This window comes from Lysobacter gummosus (genome assembly GCF_001442805.1).
GTDB lineage: Bacteria > Pseudomonadota > Gammaproteobacteria > Xanthomonadales > Xanthomonadaceae > Lysobacter > Lysobacter gummosus.
Genome location: NZ_CP011131.1, coordinates 1,821,038 through 1,844,383, shown reverse-complemented (window position 1 = coordinate 1,844,383; position 23,346 = coordinate 1,821,038). Strand labels below are relative to the sequence as shown.

The following is a 23,346-nucleotide window of genomic DNA, read 5'->3' as shown; positions in this document are numbered from 1 at the left end:
CGTCGCCGTCGCGGAGCCGGATCCGTGACTCAGTTCGAAGACCGCTGCGCCGCCTCGATCCGCAACTGCTTCGCCCGCACCAGCACCGGCGGCGGGGTGATTTCTTCCGGGATGCGGAAGATGCCGATCTTGCGCAGCCATTGGCCCGGGGCCTTGGCCGAGGTGAAGGCGACCACCGGGATCGAGATGACCAGGCCGATGATCACCGGCGACATCCACGCCGCCAGCGGCGGCGAGATCACGTAGGCCATCGCGCCGATCATCAGGCCGAACAGGGTCAGGCCGCCGTAGCTGCGGATCAGGCCCGACAGCGGCAGGCTGCCGTCGTCGCGGCGCTGCGATTCCCAGCCCGAGTCCTTGCCGGCCAGCACTTCGGCCACGCCGCGCGATTGCACGTACATGGTGATCGGCGCCATCAGCGCCGCCAGCAGGGTTTCGAAGATCATGCTGATGAAGGCGCGAATCGCGCCGCCGCAGCCGCGACGGGTCTCGCGGTCGGTCAGCATCGCCAGGAAGGCCATGAACTTCGGCGCCAGCAGCACCGCCATGGTCGCCACGAACACCCACAACACGCGGTCGGGGTCCTGGTCGCGCCAGTAGGCGCTGGGCGAGAAACCCGGCAGGCGGATGCTCTGCCACTTGAAGTAATCGACCCGGTCCAGCGGAATGATCAGGCCGACCAGCATCAGCATCGCCCACATCGGCGCGGTGAAGTAATGGCCGATACCCATGGCCATGTGCATGCGGCTGACCCAGTGCAGGCCCTTGGCCGAAACCACCGCGCCGTGCTGCAGATTGCCCTGGCACCAGCGGCGGTCGCGCACCAGCATGTCGGTCAGCGACGGCGGGCCTTCCTCGAAGCTGCCGACCAGTCCCGGCACCATGTGCAAGGCCCAGCCGCCGCGGCGCATGAACGCGGCCTCGACGAAATCGTGGCTCAGCACGGTGCCGCCGAAAGGCTTGTAGCCGCGCAGTTCCGGCAGGCCGGCGTGATCGGCGAAGGCCTGGGTGCGGATGATCGCGTTATGGCCCCAGTAGTTGCTCTCCGCGCCGTGCCACCAGGCGATGCCGTAGGCGATCACCGGGCCGTACACGCGCCCGGCGAACTGCTGCATGCGCGCGAACAAGGTCTGGCCGTTGACGATCATCGGCAAGGTTTGAATCAGGCCGACATCGGCGTTGCGCTCCATCGCGCCGGACAGCTTCACGATGACCTCGCCGGTCATCAGGCTGTCGGCGTCCAGGATCAGCATGTGCGGATAGGCCGAACCGAAGCGGCGCACCCATTCGGAGATATTGCCGGCCTTGCGCTCGGCGTTGTTCTTGCGGCGCCGGTAGAAGATGCGGTCGTGGCCGCCGGTGCGTTCGCGCAAGGCGTTGAACGCGCGGATTTCGGCCTGGCGCACCGGTTCCTTGGTGGTGTCGCTGAGGATGAAGAAATCGAAACGCTCGAGCTGGCCGGTGGCGACGACGGACTCGTAGATCGCCTGCAAGCCGGCCATCAACCGTTCCGGGTCTTCGTTGTAGGTCGGCATCAGCAGCGCGGTGCGCTGGCCCAGCACTGGCAGCTCGCCGCCCTGCTTGAGGCCGAAGCGCCAGCGCCGCCGGGTCAGGATCAGGATGAAGCCGGCCAGCGAACTGGAGAACGCCAGCGCGATCCAGGCGAACAACGGCACGAACAACATCAGCAGCACCGCTTCGAGCAGGCTCAGGCCGCCGACATAGAGCACGCGCAGGATGTGGTACGCCGCGGTCAGGGTCAGCGCCGCGGCGCCGCCGATCACGTACAGGCGGCGCCAGGCCATGGCGTTGGGCGCGCTGGGCAGGCGACCTTTCGGACGCTCGCCCACGCGCAGCGATTGCACCGGCATCGCCATCGGCGATTCCGGGGGCAGCGCCTCGTACGGCACGGAGGTCGGTCGTTGCGGGGGAGCGACAGTTGCGTTCATGCAGTCCAACGATAAAGCCAGGTTTCGGAAAGGGGACCGCCGTCTTCCAGCACCGCGCGCAATTCGATCGTGCGCGCATCCCCGGGTTGCAGTTCGAACGATACGCGCCATCCGCCGGTGCCGGGATTGGCATGCGCGACGGCGTTGGCGATTCGCCCCGCCGATGACCACACCACCGCGCGCGGCGCGGCGTCGGCGGCCAGTTCGGACAGGCCGCCGCCTTCCAGGTCGATCACCACCAGCCGCGCGCCGTTGCCGCCGGCACCGATGCGGGTGCGCGCGACCGTCGCCAGCGACGGCGTCCAGGCATGCCTGGCGCACCAGTGCAGACGGTAGTCGTAGCGATGCTCGCGCCCGGCCGCGAGCGGCGCGCGCGGGCGCCAGAAGGCGACGATGTTGTCCTGATATTCGTCCTTGGTCGGGATCTCGATCAGGTGCACCGCGCCCTCGCCCCAATCGCCGACCGGTTCCACCCAGGCGCTCGGACGGCGCTCGTAATGCGCTTCGCTGTCGGCGTAATCGGCGAAGGCGCGCTTGCGCTGCATCAGTCCGAACGCGCGCGGCCGGCGGTCCTGGAACGCGCTTTCCTGCAGGCTGGGCGGATTGTGCAGCGGCCGCCAGATCTGTTCGCCGGCGCCGTTGTGCATCGCCAGGCCATCGGAATCGTGCACGGCGGGGCGGAAATCGTCGATGCCGACGCGATCGGTCGCATCGAAGTGATACATGCTGGTCAACGGCGCGATGCCCACGCTCGACAACGCCACGCGCGGATACAGGCGCAGTTGCGTATCGAACACGGTCTCGACGCCGGGCGTTATCGCGAAGCGCAGCGCACCGGCCACGCTCGGGCTGTCCAGCAACGCGTGCACGACGATCCGCTTCGCGCTCGACGCCGGCTGTTCGATCCAGAACCCGGTGAAGGCCGGAAATTCTTCGCTGTTGCCGGCGCCGGTGTTCAGCGCCAACGCGCGCGCGGACAGGCCGTACAGCAGGTTCTTGGCGACCGCGCGGAAATAGCTCGCGCCCAGGAACGCGCAGACCTCGTCGAAATAATCTGCGCGATTGATCGGCGCATGCACGCGGAAACCGGCAAAGCCCAGATCGTCCTGCGCCGGCCTGGGCGCCTGACCGAAGCTGAACATCTTCGGCGTATACACCACCGGCGTGGCGACGCCGCCGCGCACCACGTGCATGTCCACGCGCTGCTTGAACAAGAACGCGCGATGGAAGAACTGCAACTGGAACGGCAGCCGCTCGGACTTCCACAGCGCTTGCGCCGGGTCGAAGCGGATGTCGCGCCAGGTGTCGTACTTGATCCGCGCCAGCGCCTCGGGCAGATCCGACCCGGCCGCCTTGTAGGGCTTGGCCGCCAGCGCGCGCGCCAGCGCCGGCACGGTGTCGGCGGCGAACGCCTGTCCCGGTCCGGTCGCCGCCCAGACCGTTGCCAGGCCGCCGCCGGCCAGACCAGCCAACGGCAGGCTGAGCCCCGCCTTGAGTATTTCGCGTCGCTGCAAGCGCGCACCTTCGGATTGGATAAACCCGGCGATTGTAGGGATCGGCTTGTTAACACTCCGGAATATGCACCGCCCGGCGCGCTATTGACTCAGCAAAGATCAGGCCGTTTTCGCCGCGATTGCGTGACCGGATCGAATGAAAACGGTTACCCGGGGCCGCGGTCATCCACGCGTCATCCCGCCGCAACCGCCGGGACATGGCCCGCGCCCAGGATTGCTCAAACCCGGAGCCGCGCAATGCGCTACGCGATCGTCACCGAGACCTATCCGCCGGAAATCAACGGCGTCGCCCTGACCGTGCAAGGTCTGGAGCGGGGTCTGCGCGCCCGTGGTCATCAGGTCGATCTGGTCCGTCCGCGCCAGGACGCCGATGGCGGCGGCGACGGCGAGGCTCACGAGTTGCTGGTGCGCGGCCTGCCGTTGCCGCGCTACCCCGGCCTGCGCTTCGGCCTGCCCTGCGCCGGCCGCCTGATCCAGGCCTGGAAGCGCGACACCCCCGACGCCATCTACGTCGCCACCGAAGGCCCGCTGGGCGGTTCGGCGTTGAAGGCGGCACGGCGCCTGGGCATTCCCGCCGCGACCGGCTTCCACACCCGCTTCGACGAATACATGCGCGACTACGGCGCGCCGTTCCTGGTCGGCACCGCGCTGGCGTGGATGCGCCGCTTCCACAACGGCGCCGACGCGACCCTGGTGCCGACCCGCGAGCTGGCCGAGTTCCTGCGCGCGCGCGGCTTCGAAGACGTGGTGCGGCTGCCGCGCGCGGTCGATACCGAACTGTTCGACCCGCGCCGCCGCAGCGCCGCGCTGCGCCGCGAATGGGGCCTGGACGACGACGGCTTCGCCGCGATCTACGTCGGCCGGATCGCGCCGGAGAAAAATCTCGACCTGGCCGTGCGCGCGTTCCGCGCCTTGCAGCAGCAGCGCCCGCAGGCGCGCTTCGTCTGGGTGGGCGACGGCCCGGCGCGGGAAAAACTGCAGCGCGACAACCCCGATTTCATTTTCTGCGGACTCAAGCGCGGGCAAGTGCTGGCCGAGCATTTCGCCAGCGGCGACATATTCCTGTTTCCCAGCCACAGCGAAACCTTCGGCAACGTGACCCTGGAAGCGATGGCCAGCGGCGTGCCGACGGTGGCCTTCGACTACGGCGCCGCGCACGAGCACCTGCGCGACGGCCTGCACGGCGCGGCGATCGCCGACGGCGACGACGCCGGCTTCATCCGCGCGGCGGCGCGCATCGGCAGCCAGGACGCCTTGCGCGCGGGAATGTCCCGCGCGGGCCGCGAAGCGATCAGCGGCCTGCGCCCGCAACAGGTCGCGGCCGATTTCGATGCCCTGCTCCACGGCCTGGCCGAGCGCAATGCGACTGGCCGCGGCACGTTGCGACGATTGAACGACGAAACCAAACCCAAGCAGGAGGTCTTATGAACCGGTTGCCTTTGCGCAAACGTCTGATCGCCGGCGAATCGGGTTGGTGCCTGCGCGCCAATCGTCTCGGCGAACGCAGCAGCTCGCGCGCTTACTTCGCCGCGGTCAGCCGCCTGGGCGACGGCGTGTTCTGGTATGCGCTGATGGCGGCGTTGATCCTGGTGGACGGTTACGACGGCTTGCGCGCGTCCGCACACTTGGCGGCGACCGGGGTGATCGCGTTGGCGCTGTACAAGCTGCTCAAGCGCTGGACGCGGCGCCCGCGTCCGTTCGCGTCCGATCAACGCATCCACGCCTGGGTCGCGCCGCTGGACGAGTTCAGTTTTCCCTCGGGGCACACCTTGCACGCGGTCGCTTTCAGTCTGGTGGCGATGGCGCATTACCCGGTGCTGGCTTGGCTGCTGATTCCGTTCACGGCCAGCGTGGCGGCGTCGCGGGTGGTGCTTGGGTTGCATTACCCCAGCGATGTCGTGGCGGCTACGGTGATCGGTTCTACGTTGGCCGGGTTTTCGTTGTGGCTGGTGCCGGGCGTGTCGTTGTTCGGCTGAGAGTTGTTGGTTGGGTAGTCGCCGCGTTTCGATTGGCTTCGGCGATAAGCAACACTTGAACTTGCAAAAGCAGCGGCGACCTTGCCGCTGCTTTTTGCTTTTGCGTGTGCGTTTGCCAGCTTTGCTGGCGCCGCTGCTCTTGCTCTGCCGCTGCCGCTGCCGTTGCCGTTGCCGTTGCCGTTGCCAAGATTTCTTTGCTTCGCCTTCGCTTTTGTCGTTGCTGGGCGCGGCTAGTAACTCGCGAGACCAGGGACACCCGGAGGGCGGCGCACATGGACGTGCGCCGGGTGCCACCTTGGGCAGGATGCCCAATGTGGCACCTGCCCGCGACAGCTACGCACTCGTGGCTTTTGACTCGAAACAGCCTAAAGCGTTTTCTTTGGTTACTTTTGACCGAAGGAAATCCCGTGGGACTTTGTCGCTTTGGACAAAGAAAGTGACCCGCCGCTTTATGGCGGAAGCGTTAGGCGTTTGATCTTGCTTGAGGCTTCTGCCTTTTTGCTCGTCATTCCCGCGAACGCGGGAATCCAGAGACTTCAGCGCCATCCTTCCAGACCGTCATTCCCGCGAAAGCGGGAATCCAGCGACTTCAAGCGTTCTCGCACGAAAGGCACTGGATTCCCGCTTTCGCGGGAATGACGAGAAAAAAGACAGAAGCCTCAAGCAAGAGAAAGAGAAAGATCAAACGCTTAACGCTTCCGCCATAGAGCGGCGGGTCACTTTCTTTGTCCAAAGCCACAAAGTCCCACGGGATTTCCTTCGGTCAAAAGTAACCAAAGAAAGGGCTTTAGCTGTTTCGAATCAAAAGCCACGAGTGCGATGCCGACGCAGGCAGGTCCCACATTGGGCATCCTGCCCAAGGTGGGACCCGGCGCACGTCCATGTGCGCCGCCCTTCGGGTGTCCTTCGGTCTCGCGAGTTACAAGCGACGCCCCGCAACAGCAAAAAAACACAGGCGGAAGCACAAGCAACTGCAATAACACCAACACCAACAACTGCAACTGCAACTGCAACTGCAACTGCAACAACATCAGCTACTGCAACTGCAACTGCAACTGCAAAATCAACAGCGGCAGCAGGAGCTAAAGCAAGGTCAGAGTCAGCCCGGCAAGCGCGCCGACACCACTCACCTCACCCCTCAAACCCCTCCACCCGCGCCCTCAACATCCCCGGCCGCAGCTGCCCCATCCAATCGCGATCGTTAGCCACCTGCGCCCGCGCCCGACTGGCCTGCAACGCCGCAAAATCCAGATCCGCGAATGCCCACCGCTGCCCGCCGCGCGTCTGCGCCAGCACGCCATCGGCCGGCAAGCCCACGTCCATCGGCGCATAGATCGCCGCCTCGCCGGTGTTGGTGTCCAGGGCCGGACTCCACAAGGCCTCGCCCGCCGTCACCGATTGCGCGATGAAACAACGGTTCTCCAACGCCCGCGCCAGACACCCCACCCGCACCCGCGTCGCGCCGGCCGCGGTGTCGGTGCAACTGGGCGCCAGCAGCAGGCGCGCGCCGGCTTCGCATTGCGCGCGCACCGGCAGCGGAAACTCGATGTCGTAGCAGATGGCGATGCCCGCCCGCTGCTCGCCCAGGGCGAAGGTCTTGAGCGTGTCGCCGGCCTCGATCACTCCGGCCTGCTTCTCGAAACCGGTCAGTTGCAACTTGTCCTGCCACAACCGGCCGCCGTCCGGCGCGAACGCATAACTGCGGTTGCGATAACGCCCGTGCCCGGGATCGAACAGAAAACTGCCCGCGACCACATGCATCCGCAACTCGCGCGCCAACAGTCCGAACAGGTCCAGCCACGCGCCGTGATAGGCCTGTATCGCCACCAGCGACGCGTGCAAATCGCCCTGCGTCCCCGCGCCGAAGGTCGCGCCCAGTTCCAGCGACAGATACTCCGGCAACACCGCCAGCTCCGCGCCGCCGGCGCGCGCCTGGCTCAGCCATTGCGTCTGCTTGTCGGCGAACTCGGCGAAGCTGCGCGGCGCGCCGATCGTGTACTTGGCCACCGCCACTTTCATCGCGCACGCTCCAGCGGCCGCAGCCAGAATCCCAGGGTGTGGTCGCGTTCGCCGCGGCCGACTTCGTTCCACGGCAGTTGCGCTTTCAGCTCGGGCCGATAGGTGTAACCGCGTTTTTTCCAGAAGCTTTCGTTGCCGCGATGGAACGCCGGGCGACGCGGATCTTCGGGTTCGCGCTCGACCGCGCAGAAGGTAGTCCATCGCAATCCACCCAGCGCGCGCGCATGCGCCTCGCGCGCGTCGAAGAAACGGTGGCCGACGCCGAGACCGCGGTATTCGGGCAGCAGCACCGATTCGCCGCAGTAGAACACGTGGTCGACATCGACCAGATGGCCCTCGAACGCGGCGCGGAACTCGGGGACCTCATCCACCAGCGGCAGGCCGGTGGAGGCGCCGACCACCCGGGTTCCGTCGAAAGCCAGCACCGCCACGCTGCGCCACGAATCGCGATAGGTCCGCAGGTACTTGGCCTCGTAGGCGGCGTCGCCGTCGTACAAGTACGGCCAGTCGCGGAACACGGCGATGCGCAGGGCCGCGATCGCGTCCAGGTAGGGCGTGATCTCGGCGCCGGCGAGACTGCGGATCACGGGCATGGGCTTCTTCATGGGTCCATCTTAGACAAGACGCGGGCCGCCGCCGTGCCGCGCGGCGGCTGTCGCATATGCGGGAACCGTCGATCCGTCGCGGCGCGGGCATCTTCCCTCGCCGCTTCGCGGCGCGCCATCCGGGCCGGCCCCAGGCGCCGGCCGTGGCTTCGGAAACGACGGCGGCGGGCGAGCGCCCGCCGTCGTCGCCGCGCCGGTTCAGACCGCCGCTTCGTCGCTCGGATCGAGCGGACGTGCCGGCATCGCGCGCGGGTTGGCCGGCTCGCGCTTGGGCGCGGCGCCGCCGAGCTGGTACCAATCGACCTTGCGGGTCACCACCATGATCGTCGCCAGGATCAGGAACAGCAGGCCGGCGCCGAGCACCAGCGCGTTGTCTTCCGAGATCAGCAGGCCGTACAGCGATCCGTACAAGGTCACCAGCATCGCGCCGAAGCCCAGCGCGCGCACCACGCCGCCGAGCACCGCGCTCAGGTAGAACACCAGCAGGCCGATGCAGGCCACGCTCGCGATCAGATACGACAGGCCGAAGTCGATGTGCTCGCTCAGGCTCACCAGCAGCAGGAAGAAGATCGCCAGCGCCAGGCCGACCAGTCCGTACTGGATCGGGTGGATGCGCAGTTGCTTGATCAGCTCGAACATGAAGAAGCCGACGAAGGTCAGCAGCACGAACAGCAGGCCGTACTTGGTCGCGCGGTCGGCCTGCGAGTAGACGTTGACCGGGTCCTTCAAGGTGATCTGCACCGCGTTGATTTCGCCGCCCACCGTGCTGTCCGCCGCGTCGTTGCCGACCACCGCCACCGACGGCAGGATCGCGCCGGTCAGGTACTGGCGCTGGGCGTTGGTCGCGACCGAGGACACGCGCCAGTCGGCGCGAAAGCCCTTGTCGCCGATGCTGTCGGAGCTGGGCGGAAAGCTGCCGCCGTAGTTCGGATGCGGCCAGCTCGAACGCAGCGAGAAGCGGCTGTCCTTGCCCAGCGGCACCAGCGCCAGCGATTCGGTGCCGCCCAGGACGAAGTCCAGATCGGTCTGCAAGCGCAAGGTCGTGCCCGGCGCCGGCGCGGCCAGGCGCGCATGGATGCCGCCGCCGTCGCGCGCGCCCAGGCCGTCTTCGATCGCCACGTCCATGCCGTCCAGGCGCAGCTTGGGATCGCGCAGGCCGCGCACGTCGGCGAAGCCGTAACTCAGCCATGGCTTGCCGATGCTGCGGGTGATGCCCGACACGGTCATGCCGGGTTCGGCGACCGGATTGGCCGGGATGCTCGCGGTGAAATCCGCCTTGGCCTTGCCGGTCCATTCGTACACCAGCACCTTGTACAGCCCCAGCGGCCGCACCTTGGGCGCGATATCGCCCTCCACCGCGAGTTTGTTCGGGAAGTAAGTCCAGCGCCCCGGCTCGCGATGGGCGACGCGCTTGATGTTGCCCTTGTCGTCCTTTTCCTCCGAGATCCAGGTGTCCTCGTAGGGCACCACCAGCGCCGGGCCGGAGAAGGCCTGCGCGCCGGCGTAACTGCGCGCGACGGTGGAGACCGCCTGTGCGCGGTACATCTGCCGGTCGCTGATGATCCCGCCGATCATCAACAACGGGATCAATATCGCCAGGGTCATCCCCAGCACCATCAACATTTTCAGCCAAACACGCATGTCCTTGCTCCTGTCCGCGATGTGGACGGCAGGTTGAAGGCGCTGTGCGGAGCGATGATGGCTCATGCGTGCGGCATCGGTGAAGCAAGGGTGAAGCGGCGCGCGAGGACTGACGCGCGCCGCGTTGAACGGTATTCTCGTTGCGTTGTCGAAGCTGGCTCGCGGCATCGCGACCGGCGACGAACGAATCCAGAAAATCCCCCACTCGCCCCACTTGTCGCTATAGAACGGACTGCCCATGAACGCCACGCCCGCGGCCGCGCGCGACGTCATCAATGCCGACAAGGTCCGCGCCGCCATCGCCCGGCGCAGCCGCGGCCGCCAGGACCACGCCGACATCGCGCGCTGGCTGCAGACGCACTTCTTCCGCTGGACGATCAACAGCTTCGAGCACGTCCTGCCGGTGCGCAGCGTCGAGGGCTGGCGCACCTGCGTCGGCGAGCCGTCGCCGCCGGCGTGGTTCCTGAGCAAACTGGCCGCCGCGGGCGCGCCGATGATCTACATCGACCCCGAGCACCATCTGCTGCGCGAGCGTGAAGCACGCATGGTCGAGTTCTTTCACGCCCGCCTGGGCTCGCGCCTGGCGGGGAAATTCCATCGCATCACCTTCGCCGACGCGGAGGCCGCCTGGAGCAAAGACCACGAACGCATGCAGCGCCGCAGCCGGCGTGGATGGTGGCCCAGCCAAGCGCACGCCTTGACCGAAGTGGTCGCCACGCCGCACGGCCGCTTCGTCGAACTGCGCGCCAGCGGACGCACGCTGCGCGGGGAATTGGCCTACGAATCGTTCCACATGCAGCACTGTCTGGGCCAGTTCGCCCAGCGCGACCGGCTCGAAGGCGGGTATGGCGAGCACTATGCGCTCGGCTGCGAGCAAGGCCGGATTCGGTTGTTCAGTCTGCGCGATCCCAACAATGGCCCGCATGTGACGGTCAGTTTGATCGAGGACCTGGGCGAATGGAGCCTGGACCAGGTCAAGGGCAAGCAGAACACGATTCCCGACGCCAAGTACGCAGGCGACGTGCTGTGCCTGCTCAACAGCGTGCGTCCGCGCGACATCGGCAGCCTCGACCTGTCGCGCCTGGGCATCGTCGCGCAGAACGAGGGCTTTGAAGTCGCCTACGTCGCGTTCGCCGATCTGCGCGATGCGGCGCGGCGGCATGCCTTGCTCGGCGCGTTCCCGCATCTGCTGGGCCAGCACCCGCAGCCGGACCCGTTCGCGCAGTGGCTGGCGCTGGCTGGCGGCGCCGCGGTTGTCGGCGAAGTCGCGGCGCCGCACGGGCCGGTGGTGGCGGCCTTGCATGCCATGAACGCGGATGAGGCTTCGATGCCGGATCGCGAGCGGTTGTCGGCGACATTGATGGAGGTCTTTCCGCAGTGGCTCGCTCCACCGCTCGCGCAGGAAACCAGCGCACCTCAAGGTGGATGGTTGCGACGGCTTTTGATGGGAGGCGGCGCTTCGGCGGTGAATCAGTCGGCACCGCATCGCCAGTGGGCGCTGGCCGTTCCCGAGCTGCTGTTCTATCGCCTCGGCGTGGACGGCGACAGCCGGCGCGGGCGCCTGGCCGCGCCGCCGGGGACCGGCGACCGCTTGCGCGCGCAGATCGAATCCGAACTCGACATCCATGATGGCAGGGCGGACGCCGCCATCCGGGCATTCTGCGAAACGTTCTTTCGCGTGCCCTACCTCGCCCATCCGATGCTGGTGACGCCGCAGCAGGAAACGCACGAAGCGCCTTCCAAGCAAGCCCCGCAACCCGATGCCGCGCGCGACCTGCTCGCCTGGCACGCCATGCGGCAAAGTCATCTGCTGCGCCTGCTGGTGGCCTGGAATCTGCTGGACGAAACACGCGGCTGGGCGCTGTTGCTGCTCAACGCGCAACGCGTGCGCGACTGCTTCCGCGATTGGTCCGACTTCGGTTCCGCCGCCGCCCGCGGTCACGCCACCTGGCTGCACTGGAACGGCCGCGAAGCCCATCGCGCCAAGGCGACCCAGGTCGCCTTGCAGGATTTCCAGGACGAATACGACTGCGCGTGGAAGCGCCTGCCCTGGTCGGCATTCGACCTCACCCAGGCCATCGCCGCGCAACCCATCTACGCCACCGCATGACGGCGGCCTACTCATCTGCTCAGGAATCGCCCATGGCCGAAATCGCCGCACTGACCGTCAACGAAGCCGTCGTCGAACGCGACTCCATCGATTACGACACCTGGATGCGCGATCAGCGCTGGGACGATCTGGAGCGCGCGCTGACCGCGCTGCGCGACCAGCCCGACGAACAAGACGAGCACGACTACGCCACCGGCTACCGGGAATTCATCGCCTACACCCAGCGCAGCGGCCGCGCCGCGCTCGATCAACTGCGCCAATGGCAGGCGCAGCGGCCCGACAGCCGCTTCACCGCTCTGCTGGAAGTCGCCTATTGGGCCGCATGGTTCGAGCAATACCGCGGCAGTTCGACCGCCGATCAGGTGACTCCGGCGATGTGGGCCTGCGCCCGCACCGCGCAGGACACGTTGTTGTGCGCGCTGGCCAGAATGCTGGCGCAAGAGCAAACGGCGTGGCCGGCCATCACCAGCGTCCTCTACACCGTCGCCGCCATCGGCGAGCCGAAGTGGTGGAAACGCTGGCTGCTCAAAGGCGAGGCGCCGCGATCGCTGCCCTCGCACGGAAAGCCGAGCGACGATATCGGCGAGCTCCTGGCGCGATCCGGCGCGGCCGAAGCCGGCGCGCAGTACCTCCAGGCCCTGCCCGACCGCCTTGCCGACGTGTTGACCGGCCCGGCGCTGACTTGGCGGCGCGCACAGTCCAACGACGATTCGGCCGCGTTGCAGTATTGGCTTCGCGTCGCCCTGGCGATGGACCCGCAGGCGCTGGACGCGGCGGTCGCCTACGTGTCCATGCGCATGCCGCGCTGGGGCGGCAGCTGGGAGGAAATGCTCGCCTTCGCCGACTCGCCCCTGTGCGCGCACTTCGACGAGCACGACCGCAACACGCTGCGTTTCTTCGCCTGGTTCGACGAGCTGGAAGTCGATGACAGCGCGATGCTCGACGATCCGCGCGTGCTCAAGCATCACCTGCGCCTGGGCCAGCGTCTGCTGGAGCGTCCGTTGCGCGAAAACCTGCGCGGACGCGTGCACAAGTACCTGGCCTATCTGGAAGCCAAAGCCGGCCGGATCGATGCGGCCTGCGCGCACTACGCCCTGAGCGCGCCGCACAACGAGTACCAGGAATGGGAAATCATGCGCGCGACCACGACCTGGTGCGGCAGCGGCGACAAAGGCCCGTGGCTGGGGCAGATCGCCGAGCTCAACCGCCTGGTCACGCCGCACGGCGCCGCGCTCTACGGCCTGCTGTGCCTGAACGGATGGGCCGGCGTCGCGCGGCGGCCGGAGGTCGCCGACGGCTGGTTCGAACGCGCGGTGAAGATGACGCCCGATCCCAGCAACGTGCGCGACTCGCCCTTCAACGCCATGGCCGCGCTGGAGGAAGTTTTCGGGCCCGATGCGCTGCTGCCGATGTGGCTCAAGGCCGCCGAACTCGGCGACGCCTCCGCGCAGTTCTGTTGCGGCAATCATTTCGCCGCCGATCGCTCGCGGGCGATCGAGTACTTCCGCCTCGCCGCCGACAATAATCACGAAGTGGCGATGTTCAACGTCGCCTCGCTGTCGCTGATTCCGATCCGCGACGGCGAAATCGCCGCCGCGCAGGTGGACGCCGCGGCATCGCAGGCCCAGGACTATCTGGACCGGGCCTTGGCCAGGACGGAAGAAGTCTTGCAGGACGACTACACCGAGTTCACCGAAGGGCAGCTGGAAACCGTCAAGGACCTGTACGGCACGCTGCTGCACAGCGACTGGCCGCCGCTGTCCGCGCGCCGGCGCGCGCTGCCGCAGGTGCTGAAGTTCGCCGAGGCCGGCCGAATCAACTCGATGATTTCGCTGGCGTGGTGGTATGGCGACAAGACGCTGGCCGGGTATCGCTTTGACGAGGCGGTGCGCTGGGTCGAGGCCGCGCGGCATATCGATCCGGACAACGAGTACGTGGCCCGCGTGCGCGAGTTCGTCGAAGGCGATTCGTTCTGGAGCCGGCTGAAATTCGGCATGGCGCAGCGCAAGGCCAAGCGCCAGGGACTGCCCGGGCAGGACGATACGGTGTTGTAGCCCTGCGCCGTGGCGCTCAGCCCGGCACGGACAGACTCGCGCGCGCGCCGCCCTCATCGCGATTGACCAGCTCCGCGCCGCCGCCGTGCAAGGACGCGACTTCGGCGACGAAGCACAACCCCAGGCCGCTGCTGCGGCTGCCGCCGGCCGGACGCGGCAGCGAATAGAACCGTTCGAACACGCGGCCGACCGCGTAGTCCGGCACGCCCGGGCCGCGGTCGCTGACTTCGATGCGTTGCGTGTCGCCGTCGCGACGCAGGCGCAGCACGATCTCGCCGCCGGCCGGGGAAAAATCCGCGGCGTTGTCGATCAGGTTGATCAGGGCTTGCCGCAGCAGGAACGCATCGCCGCTGACCGGCGCCAGATTCGGTTCCAGATCCAGCAACAACTTGGCCCCGGACCGATCCAGACGCTGCGCACATTGCTCGGCCGCTTCCTGCGCGATCGCCGCCAGCGCCACCGGCTCGGGTCTGTCCAGGCTCTGACGATGCTCCACCGCCGCCAGTGCCAGCAATTTGTCGATCATCTGCGCCAGCCGTTCGGCCTGGCCGCGAATGCTGCCGGCGAAGCGCGCGCGGTCGGCGTCGGACATGCCGCCTTCGCCGGGCGGCGATTCCAGCAGCTCGGCGCTGCCGCGGATCGCCGCGAGCGGGCTCTTCATTTCGTGGGTCAGCGTGTGCACGTACTGCTCGACGTACTGCTTGCCTTCCAGGCGCGAACGCATGGTTTCCAGCGCGCGCCCGAGTTCGCCGAATTCGCCGGCCGCGCGCGGCGGCGCGGCGCGCCCGCCGGCGGTGACGGCATGGGCGTAACGCCGCAGCAGGCCGATCTGGCGCGACAACCACCACGACACGCCCACACCGATCAGCAAGGCCGCGCCCATCAGCACGAAGCCCCAGCGCGTCACCACCGACTGGCTGCGGGCGATGAACGGCGCGATCGCGCGATTGGGCTTGGCCACGCTCAACACGCCGACGATGCGGCCGCTGTCGTCGCGGATCGGCGCGGCCACGTGCATCACCGTGTCGTCCGGATCGCCGCCCTCGCCCGGGCTGGAGCGCGCGCCGTAGCGGCCGCGCAAGGTCAGATAGACGTCGTTCCAGCGCGAATAATCGCTGCCCACATCCTGGCCGGTGCTGTCGAACACGACGATGCCGCGCGCGTCGGTGACGTAGACGCGATAGCTCGCCGCCGGCTTGCGGAACCCCCAGATCGCCGCGCTGACCTCGCGCGAAGCCAGCGCGCGCGCGCGCTTGGCGAAGTCGCCGTCGTTGATGCGGCCGGCGAGGAAATCGTCCGAAGCCAGTTCGGCCAGGATGTTGGCGGTATCGACCAGGGTGTCTTCCATCGCCTGGCGCACGCCGGGCTTGACCTCGGCCACGAACACCCGCGCCAGCAAGGTCGCTGCGAGCGCGACGATCAGGAAATACCCCAGGAAGATCCGCAGGCCGATGCGCATGCGCGGCTCAGTCGTGTTCCAGCGAGTAGCCCAGGCCGCGATGGGTGCGGATCGGGTCGCTGTCGGCGGCGACTTCGCGCAGCTTGGCGCGCAAGGTCTTGATGTGGGTATCGACGGTGCGGTCGCCGCTGTCGAGCGCGTCGCCCCAGACCCGGTCCATCAGCTGCGCGCGCGACAGCACCGCGCCGGGGCGCTGCAGCAGCGCGGCCAGCAGGCCGTATTCGTAGCGGGTCAGATCCAACGCCTGGCCGCGGAAGCGGATGCGCTTGCCTTCGGTGTCGTGGACGAAGCCGGCTTCCGGCTCGATCGGGGCGCTGCCGGCGCCGGCCCGGCGCAGCACCACGCGCACGCGCGTGGCCAGCTCGCGCGGCGAAAACGGCTTGGTGACGTAGTCGTCGGCGCCGATCTCCAGGCCCAGGATGCGGTCGGCCTCGGCGTTCTGCGCGGTCAGGAAGATCACCGGCAGATCGCGCCCGCGACGCAATTCGCGGCACAGGGCGAAGCCGCCGATATCGGGCAGGCCGATATCGAGCACGGCCAGATCGAAGGCGGTGCGCTGGGCCTCGCGCAGCGCCTCGCCGCCGGTCAGGCAGTGCACGGCCTCGAACCCCTCCGCGCGCAGCGCGTAGAGCACGGTGTCGGCGATGGCGGATTCGTCTTCTACCAGGAGGATGCGCATTAGGGCCGGGATTGGGGATTCGGGATCGGGGATTCGCAAAAGCGCGGTGCGCGGCCATTATGGGGGTAGGCTGGGAAATCCCGAATTTCCGCGCCGGCGCCGGCATTGCCCCGAACCGCCCGCATAATGCGCCGCTCGCCTCGCCCCGCTTTGGCGAATCCCGAATCCCCCCATCCCGAATCCCGTCGCCCATGAACTACCGCCACGCCTTCCACGCCGGCAACCACGCCGATGTGCTCAAGCACGTCGCCTTGCTGGCCTTGTGCGACGCGCTGACCGCCAAGCCGGCGCCGTTGTTCGCGCTCGACACCCATGCCGGCCGCGGGCTGTATCCGCTGGACGGCAACTCGGCGCTGCGCACCGGCGAGGCCGAGGGCGGCATCGGCCGCCTGCTGGCCGAAGCGCCCAAGCAGCCGGCGATCGGCCGCTATCTGGCCGCGGTGCGCGCCTGCCGCACCGAACACGGCCCCTCGGCCTATCCGGGCTCGCCCTGGCTGCTGAGCCACGCCCTGCGCGCCGACGACCGCATCGCCGCCTGCGAGCTGCAGCCGGAGGAAGCCGAGCAGCTCAAGCACAATTTCGAGCGCGATGCGCGCATCGCCGTGCACCAGCGCGACGGCTACGCGGCGATGAAAGCGCTGCTGCCGCCCAAGTTCGGCGCCACCCGCTACAACCGCGGACTGGTCCTGATCGATCCGCCGTTCGAAGCGCAACTGGAAGAATTCGACACCGCCCTGGGCGCGCTGCGCGAGGCGCAGGCGCGCTGGCCGCAGGGCAGCTACGTGCTGTGGTATCCGATCAAGCGCCGGCGCGCGCTGCAGCCGTTCTACCGCCGCGCCGCGACCTTGCCGGCCAAATCCATCCTCACCGCCGAACTGCTGGTGCGCGCCGACGATTCGCCGTTGCGCATGAACGGCAGCGGCCTGCTGGTGCTCAATCCGCCGTGGCAGTTCGACCGCGTCCTCAGCGAGGCGCTGCCGGTGCTGGCGCGCACGCTGGGCGAAACCGCCGACGCCGGCTCCGCGGTCACTTGGCTCAAGCAGGCCGACTGAGCCCGGGCGCCGGGCCGCGCGCGGCGCCGCGATTTCGCGCTGCACTGCAACGATAAGGCCGCCGCGCGCCCGGCGAACGCCATCGCCGATTGCGTTTGCCGGCGATGGCCGCGCCGCCGGCGACTTCGATTCTGGCGCGCGCGCCGTCGCTTACCCTGCCCCGCGCCGCGCTCATTGCGGTGGCGAAACCCTCACCTCGAAGTCACAGTTCCGCTCGCGCCGGCTTGCGAGCCACGCCGGCCCGGGCGTATCACGGCTGCGCCCAATGATGGGCGTGGAGAGGGAATTCGTCATGCTAAGGAAGAAAGTCGCCATTCTTGCCGTATGCGCCTTCGCCTTCGGTATCGGCCTGGCCACCAGCGCGGTCGCCGCCTGCAACAACACCTGCCGGCTGGGTTGCGAGCGCGCTCACGACACCTGCACCGGCTCGGGTTGCGAACTGGCCTATATCCAGTGCTATCGCCGCTGCGGTTGCGTGTTGCCCTGATCTCTTTGATCGTCCGCGTCCGGAGGGCCACGGCTCTCCGGGCGCTGAGCGATAACGAAGCTATCGGGAAGGACGCCGCGATGCCCGCTTGCGCCGACTCCGGCGCCGCCATCTTCGTCGCCGCTCAGCGCGGCCACGGCACCGGCCGGCGCATTTCCACCAGGTCGTAACCCGGCGCGAAACCGTCGGCCTCTTCGCGGGTGACGACAAAGCCGTGGCGGGCGAAGAAATCGCGGCTGAAGGTGGAGGTTTCGATCCGCACCGAGGCGAACGCGGGATCGGCGTCGATCCGGCGCAGGCGCTCGCTCAACAAGCGCTCGCCCAGGCCGCGGCGATGCAGATCGCGGCGCACCATGCCCCAGCACAACACGGCCACGCCGGCGTTCGGATCGGGATCGCTGGCCGGATCGGGACGCCCGGCCGCGTAACCGCCGCAGGCGACGATGCCCTCGCCTTCCAACTCCAACACCAGGTAATCGGGAATCGAATCGAGCGTGTGTTCGAAATCCGCGCGTTCGATCTGGGCGAAATAGTCCGGCACGTTGCTGGCGAACAAGTTCAGGCAGGCCTCGCGATCGGCCGGGGTGTAAGCGCGCAAATGCATCAATAGCAATCCCAGTGATACGACACCCGGCTGAAATCGGCACGGGCCAGATCGTCGGGATCGATGAAGAAATTCGCGATGCCCGAATCGCCCCACATCATCTCCTCGTCGCTGTCGAGCTGCAGCAGCAGCACGCGCCGGTCCGAGGCCTCGCGCGGATCTTGCTGGGTGAAATCGGGGTAACCGCCCAGCTTGCTGCCGGTACGTTCCAGATAGTCGGCGACGGCGTCGTGCAGATCCTCATCGGACGTGCGATCGTCCGGGTGTTGCGCGGCGTAGCGTTCGATCACGCTGTCCACGTCGCTGCCGAGCGTCTTATTCAAGCCGGCGTCGTTGAGGCCGATAGCTTCGTGATCGGCGCGAAAAACCATCCGCCGCGGCTTGGCCGGATCGAACGGCAGCGAATCCTTGCCGGCCAACGCCGGCGGCGGCGCGATCGCCGGCGCCGAGGCGTCGGGCCAATACACCACGCGAAAACCTTTCTGCTGCGCCAGCGCCTGCATGCGATCGCTGCCGTGGGCGTCGTCGAGATTGGCGCCGTAGAAGTCGTCGCCGGAGATGAAGAACTGCAGCAGTCCGCGTTGCGGATAGTCGGCCCGCTTCGGCGGCTGGCTCAGATCGATCTGCGCCAGCAGGAACATCGGCTGGCCCTTGGCATCGCGCGGGTAGTCGCGGCCGGCGGCCCAATAGGCGCGCCCGCCGACCTTGCTCAGGTGGACGTCGTCGTTCTTGAGCTCTGCCAGAGCGATATGCGCGACGGGACGTTCGCTGCGCTGCAGAGCGTCGGCGACCGGCGCCAGGATCGCCTTGGCCTTGGCGTTTTCATCGTGCGCGGAACAGTTCCCGGACTGGGGCCGCTCGACTTCCGCCGCGGGCGACTGCGCTTCGGCCCGCGGCGGCTCATCCAGCTTGCGAACCAGCACATACCCGACGCCGCCGATCGCGGCCAGACCCGCCGTCACCAGCGCGATCGACATCATTACCGCCTTGCCCGTCTTCATCGCGTCCCTCGCCCCGATCGTCCCAGCGCCCATTATCGCCGCAGACGGGGCGTAAGCGAGGTGTCGGCGAAGCTCAGCCGGCGACGGCGGGTACCCGCGCCGCTTCGCTCCAGCCCTCGACGAAATCGCGCGCCGCTCGCGATATCTGCGCGTCGCTCATCCCTGGCTTGAACAGCGAAGAGCCGATGCCCACGCCGTTGGCGCCGGCCAATCGCCAGTCGCGCAGGTTCGCCAACGTCACTCCGCCGACGGCGAATATCGCGATATCCGGCGGCAACACCGCGCGCAGCGCGCGCAATCCGTGCGCTCCCCACACTTCGGCGGGAAACAACTTCAATGCGTCGGCACCGGCGCGCAGCGCCTGGAACGCCTCGGTCGGCGAGCACACTCCAGGCACCGACAACTGGTCGCTGCGGCGACTGATGTCGATCACGGCTTCATCGGCGTTGGGCGACACGATCAAGCCGCCACCGGCCTCGGCCACCGCGACCACTTGGCGGACATCCAGCACGGTCCCCGCGCCGATCAGGGCGCGCTCGCGAAAATGCGCGGCCAGCAGACGGATGCTGAGCAACGCGTCGGGCGAATTCAGAGGCACTTCCATCACCCGCACGCCGGCCTGATAGAGCGCATCGCCCACCGCCAGCGCGCGCTCCGGGGTCAGGCCGCGCAGGATCGCCACCACCGGATGCTCCAGCAGGAATGTCTTGGATTTCATCGTTCCCCTTTCTCGCGCCAGATGCGCATCAATCCGCGCGCCACGCAGGCGGCGGCGTCGCGTTGCGACGGTTCGGCCAAGCCCTGCGCGCGCATCGCCCGGCCGTAGCGCGCGGCCAACGCCGGCGCGCCGATCAGCAACGGCGCCTCGGCGCCGGCCAGATCGCGGCAGGCGGCGATTTCCGCGCCGATCAGCAGGCCGGAGAGGTAGTCGGGCAGTTCTTCCGGCTGCAGGCGCCGGGTAGCGTAGTCGGCGCGCGCGGAAAACAGCGCCGAGGCCAGCGGCTCGCGCGCGCCGCGCGCGACTCCGCGATCGAACGCCGCCCATGCCGGCGACGCGGGTTCCACCCCGGGCCAGCGCTCGCGCAGCGCCGCGTACAGATCGCCGGTGACGCAGGTGCGCAGTCCGACGATGCTGCCGCGCCGCAGCCGCGCCCATTTGCTGTGCGTGCCGGGGCAGATCGCCAAAGCCTCCTCGGCGCGCTCGTCCGGCTCGCGCGCGCCGAGGATCTGGGTTTCCTCGCCGCGCATGACCTCGACCCGATCCGGGTCTGTCGCGTCGAGCACGCCCGGCACCAGCCACACGCCGGGCTGCGCTTGCAGCAGGCCGGCGCGCAACGACGCCGCATCGGCCGGCGCGCTGCGATATGGCACTTCGCGCCAACCGTTGCGCGCGCCGACCATGCCGCAGGCCAGTATCGGCAGTTCCAGCCCGCGCCACGGCGCGATCGCCCGCGCGAGCGCGCCGGCATGCTCGCCGATCGCCAGCGCCGGCGCGCCGCAGGCGGCCCACTCGCTGCGCTCCAGCACCGAGCCGTCCTCGTCGATCAGGTAAGCGCGCAGATGGGTGCTGCCCCAATCCACGCCGATCAGCGCCGCCGCGGCCGTCACCTCAGATCACTCCGCCGTCGACGATGAAGGTCTGGCCGGTGCACATCGCGCTTTCATCGGCGCACAACCACAGGGCCAGTTCGGCCACGTCGCCGGGCCGCAGGTGGGTTTTCAAGCATTGGCGCTCGAGATAGCGGGTGAACTTGTCCGGATCGCGGCGGCCCTTTTCCAGTTGCCGCTCGGTCAGCACCCAGCCGGGCGCGATCGCGTTGACGCGGATGCCGTCGCCGCCGAGTTCGCGCGCCAGGCTCTTGGTCAGCCCCGCCACCGCGGATTTCAATGTGGCGTACACCGGAACGCCGGTCACGCCCAACATCCACGAGATCGAGCCCAGATTGACGATGACGCCGCGGCCGGCGGCGCGCATCGGCGCGGCCACTGCCTGGGCGAGAAAAAATTGATGGCGCAGGTTGACCGCGACGCGATCGTCCCAATCGGCCACGCCGACTTCGCCGAACGGCTGCGCCTGGTCGTTGCCGGCATTGTTGATGAGCGCGTCCGCCGCGCGTCCTTCCAGCAATTGCTCCACCGCGCGCAGCGACGCCGGGATGTCGCGCAAATCGCAAACCCGATAACGCGGCGCCGGCAGGCCCAGCCCGGCCACGCGTCGCGCGGTGGCCTCGGCGGCGGCCGCGTCCAACTCCAGAAACAACGTCTGCGCGCCCTGCCAGGCGAAGGCCTCGACCATCGCCGCGCCGATGCCCGCGCCACCGCCGCTGATCAGCACCGCCCGGCCTCGCAACGAGGGATACACGGCCATGTCGTCAGCCCCCGTATTCGCCGACCGGCGCGCCGGCCACGTCCACGCGCACCGACAGCACGCTGCCCGACAGCGGCGCCGCCGCCAGTTGGGTCGCAGACAGGCGAATCCGCGCGGTGGTGATGTACAGCGTCTTGAGATCGTCGCCGCCGAACGCGCAACTGGTCGGCCGCGGCACCGGCAGGTCGATGGTCCGCTCCAGGGTGCCGTCGGGCGCATAGCGGCGGATCGCCCAGCCGTCCCACATCGCGCACCATAGATGGCCTTGCGCATCGATGGCCAGGCCGTCGGGCATGCCGTCGCTGGGCCCGAAGTGGACGAATACGCTGCGGTTGGACAATTCGCCCGAGGCCAGGTCGAAGTCGTAGGCGTAGATGGTCCGGCGCCCGGAGTCGGCCAGGTAGAAGCGCTTGGAATCCGGGCTCCAGCCCATGCCGTTGCAGATGTCGAAGCCGCTTTCCATTTCGCGCAGCGAACCGTCCACGCCGAACCGGTACAGCGAGCCGCGCTCGGGGCTGGCGTCCAGCGCCAGAGTGCCGGCCCACATCCGTCCGGCGGCGTCGCATTTGGCGTCGTTGAAGCGGTGGCCGGACATGCCCGGCGGGCTCGCCAGCGGCGCCATCTCGCCGCTGCGCAGGTCCAGGCTGCGAAAGCCGCTCTGGGTCGCGGCGACATAGCCGCCGCGCCGGCGCGGCACCACCGCGCCGATCAGTTCGCCCAGCGGCGTGGTGCGGGTGTCGCCGGTGACCGCGCTGGAGACGTGCACCGCCGGCGCCAGGATGTCGACCCAGAGCAGCGACTGGCCGTTGCCGAGCCAGTACGGCGCCTCGCCGAGGAACGCGCTGTGCGGGATCGCGCAATCCACTTCGCGGTCGGCCGCGTGGCTGGGACTGACGGCGCTGGAGATGGACATGAAGGTTTCACCTACGTTGCCGGAAATGCGGCGCGCGGCCTCGATCACATCGCGCCCCAGCGCATGCAGGCGATCGGAAGGCAGGCGGAAGGAAGGCCCGACGATGCAGACCGCGCCGATCGACTGGCCGCGGTGGTCCAGGATCGGCGCCGCCACGGCGCTCACGCCGAGGTTGGATTCCTCGACCGAGACGGCGTAGCCGCGCGCCTTGATCAGGTCGAGTTCGCGTTGCAGTTCGATCGGGTTGAGGATCGAGTTCGGGGTCAGCGCCTTGAGCGTGCTGGAGGCCAGGAAGCGTTGCAGTTCTTCCGGCGGCCGGTACGCGAGCAACGCCTTGCCGATCGCGCTGGCGCCGGCCGACAGGCGGCTGCCGACGCCGTTGGCCATGCGCATGCCCTGGATGTGATCGCGCTGATCGATGACCAGCACGTCGTCGCCGTCGAGCACGCCCAGGCGGGTGGTTTCCTGGACCGCCTCGCGCAGCCGCAGCAGTTCCGGTTCGGCCGCGCTGCGCAAGTCGAACTCGCTCCATACCTTGTGCGCCATCTCGAACAGGCGCAGGCCCAGGTGATAGGTCTGCGCGTTTTCGTCCAGGCGGATCAGGCGGAAGTCGAGCAGGGTCTGCAGCATCCGGTGCAGGGTGCTCTTGGGCATGCCCGAGTAACGGATCAGGTCGCCGAAACGCAGCGGGTGCGGCGCCTCGGCGATCAGCCCCAACAAGTACAGCCCCTTGGACAGGGCCTGCGCGCCCGGAATGGCGAAACGCTTATCGCTTTCGCCCGGGTCGTCCGACTCCGACCGGTCCATATCGAGATTGTTCTCCGCCATCGGCCTTCCTTTTCCCAATATGCGGGATGATAGTTCCAATACTATGTGATAGAACGGCGATCTCGCAACCCCGCCGCCGGAGCCGCG

19 protein-coding genes and 1 pseudogene are annotated in these 23,346 nt (G+C 68.2%); 6 read left to right on the top strand and 14 right to left on the bottom strand.

Annotation, left to right across the window (positions count from 1 at the left end; genetic code table 11):
• Positions 1-29 precede the first annotated feature (29 nt).
• Positions 30-1,949 (bottom strand): glucans biosynthesis glucosyltransferase MdoH, encoded by a 1,920-nt coding sequence (gene mdoH / locus LG3211_RS07635; RefSeq protein ID WP_057942310.1) that lies wholly within the window; start codon positions 1,947-1,949, stop codon positions 30-32.
• Positions 1,946-3,463, bottom strand: a complete 1,518-nt coding sequence (locus LG3211_RS07630; protein ID WP_057942309.1) for an OpgD/OpgG family glucan biosynthesis protein — start codon at positions 3,461-3,463, stop codon at positions 1,946-1,948. Before LG3211_RS07630 ends, mdoH begins: the two co-directional genes overlap by 4 nt.
• 237 nt (positions 3,464-3,700) lie before the next feature.
• Here LG3211_RS07630 and LG3211_RS07625 point away from each other — a divergent pair, with 237 nt between their 5' ends.
• Positions 3,701-4,891: a glycosyltransferase family 4 protein gene (locus LG3211_RS07625; RefSeq protein WP_057942308.1), complete on the top strand. Its 1,191-nt coding sequence runs from the start codon at positions 3,701-3,703 to the stop codon at positions 4,889-4,891.
• Positions 4,888-5,439, top strand: a complete 552-nt coding sequence (locus tag LG3211_RS07620; RefSeq protein WP_057942307.1) for a phosphatase PAP2 family protein — start codon at positions 4,888-4,890, stop codon at positions 5,437-5,439. The genes LG3211_RS07625 and LG3211_RS07620 overlap by 4 nt, the downstream gene beginning before the upstream one ends.
• A gap of 716 nt (positions 5,440-6,155) precedes the next feature.
• Here LG3211_RS07620 and LG3211_RS26300 read toward each other — a convergent pair.
• The 4 genes and pseudogenes from LG3211_RS26300 to creD all read right to left on the bottom strand — a co-directional run.
• Positions 6,156-6,470: a hypothetical protein gene (locus tag LG3211_RS26300; protein ID WP_187313149.1), complete on the bottom strand. Its 315-nt coding sequence runs from the start codon at positions 6,468-6,470 to the stop codon at positions 6,156-6,158.
• Positions 6,471-6,570: 100 nt separating this feature from the next.
• Positions 6,571-7,458, bottom strand: coding sequence for a carbon-nitrogen hydrolase family protein (locus LG3211_RS07615; protein ID WP_057942306.1), 888 nt, complete (start codon positions 7,456-7,458; stop codon positions 6,571-6,573).
• Positions 7,455-8,063: a GNAT family N-acetyltransferase gene (locus LG3211_RS07610; RefSeq protein WP_057942305.1), complete on the bottom strand. Its 609-nt coding sequence runs from the start codon at positions 8,061-8,063 to the stop codon at positions 7,455-7,457. The genes LG3211_RS07615 and LG3211_RS07610 overlap by 4 nt, the downstream gene beginning before the upstream one ends.
• A gap of 276 nt (positions 8,064-8,339) precedes the next feature.
• Positions 8,340-9,704, bottom strand: a pseudogene (creD, locus tag LG3211_RS07605) (cell envelope integrity protein CreD); the annotation flags it as partial.
• A gap of 238 nt (positions 9,705-9,942) precedes the next feature.
• Here creD and LG3211_RS07600 point away from each other — a divergent pair.
• Both LG3211_RS07600 and LG3211_RS07595 read left to right on the top strand, forming a co-directional pair.
• A complete protein-coding gene (locus LG3211_RS07600) occupies positions 9,943-11,814 on the top strand; it encodes a DUF1266 domain-containing protein (RefSeq protein ID WP_057942304.1) in 1,872 nt (623 codons plus the stop codon).
• A 32-nt stretch (positions 11,815-11,846) separates the two neighbouring features.
• Complete coding sequence (locus LG3211_RS07595; RefSeq protein WP_057942303.1) at positions 11,847-13,868, top strand: DUF4034 domain-containing protein; 2,022 nt, start codon at positions 11,847-11,849, stop codon at positions 13,866-13,868.
• Positions 13,869-13,884: 16 nt separating this feature from the next.
• On the opposite strand, the gene creC is transcribed toward LG3211_RS07595, so the two are convergent.
• Together creC and creB are read right to left on the bottom strand one after the other, a co-directional pair.
• A complete protein-coding gene (gene creC, locus LG3211_RS07590) occupies positions 13,885-15,327 on the bottom strand; it encodes a two-component system sensor histidine kinase CreC (RefSeq protein ID WP_057942302.1) in 1,443 nt (480 codons plus the stop codon).
• 7 nt (positions 15,328-15,334) lie between these two features.
• Positions 15,335-16,006, bottom strand: coding sequence for a two-component system response regulator CreB (gene creB, locus LG3211_RS07585; protein ID WP_057942301.1), 672 nt, complete (start codon positions 16,004-16,006; stop codon positions 15,335-15,337).
• A gap of 191 nt (positions 16,007-16,197) precedes the next feature.
• Between creB and LG3211_RS07580 the strand changes: the two genes are divergently transcribed.
• Complete coding sequence (locus LG3211_RS07580; protein ID WP_057942300.1) at positions 16,198-17,058, top strand: 23S rRNA (adenine(2030)-N(6))-methyltransferase RlmJ; 861 nt, start codon at positions 16,198-16,200, stop codon at positions 17,056-17,058.
• A gap of 292 nt (positions 17,059-17,350) precedes the next feature.
• A complete protein-coding gene (locus tag LG3211_RS07575) occupies positions 17,351-17,545 on the top strand; it encodes a hypothetical protein (protein ID WP_148648792.1) in 195 nt (64 codons plus the stop codon).
• A gap of 124 nt (positions 17,546-17,669) precedes the next feature.
• On the opposite strand, the gene LG3211_RS07570 is transcribed toward LG3211_RS07575, so the two are convergent.
• The 6 genes from LG3211_RS07570 to LG3211_RS07545 form a co-directional block, all read right to left on the bottom strand.
• Positions 17,670-18,149 carry a GNAT family N-acetyltransferase gene (locus tag LG3211_RS07570; protein WP_057942298.1) on the bottom strand — a complete coding sequence of 160 codons (480 nt, stop codon included), beginning with the start codon at positions 18,147-18,149 and terminating at the stop codon, positions 17,670-17,672.
• Complete coding sequence (locus LG3211_RS07565; protein ID WP_057942297.1) at positions 18,149-19,150, bottom strand: YwqG family protein; 1,002 nt, start codon at positions 19,148-19,150, stop codon at positions 18,149-18,151. Before LG3211_RS07565 ends, LG3211_RS07570 begins: the two co-directional genes overlap by 1 nt.
• A 73-nt stretch (positions 19,151-19,223) precedes the next feature.
• Positions 19,224-19,868, bottom strand: a complete 645-nt coding sequence (locus tag LG3211_RS07560; RefSeq protein ID WP_057942296.1) for a 2-dehydro-3-deoxy-6-phosphogalactonate aldolase — start codon at positions 19,866-19,868, stop codon at positions 19,224-19,226.
• Positions 19,865-20,758 carry a 2-dehydro-3-deoxygalactonokinase gene (locus LG3211_RS07555; RefSeq protein ID WP_057942295.1) on the bottom strand — a complete coding sequence of 298 codons (894 nt, stop codon included), beginning with the start codon at positions 20,756-20,758 and terminating at the stop codon, positions 19,865-19,867. Before LG3211_RS07555 ends, LG3211_RS07560 begins: the two co-directional genes overlap by 4 nt.
• 1 nt (position 20,759) lies before the next feature.
• Complete coding sequence (locus LG3211_RS07550) at positions 20,760-21,518, bottom strand: SDR family NAD(P)-dependent oxidoreductase (protein ID WP_057942294.1); 759 nt, start codon at positions 21,516-21,518, stop codon at positions 20,760-20,762.
• A 4-nt stretch (positions 21,519-21,522) separates the two neighbouring features.
• Positions 21,523-23,259, bottom strand: coding sequence for an SMP-30/gluconolactonase/LRE family protein (locus tag LG3211_RS07545; protein ID WP_057942293.1), 1,737 nt, complete (start codon positions 23,257-23,259; stop codon positions 21,523-21,525).
• Positions 23,260-23,346: the final 87 nt, after the last annotated feature.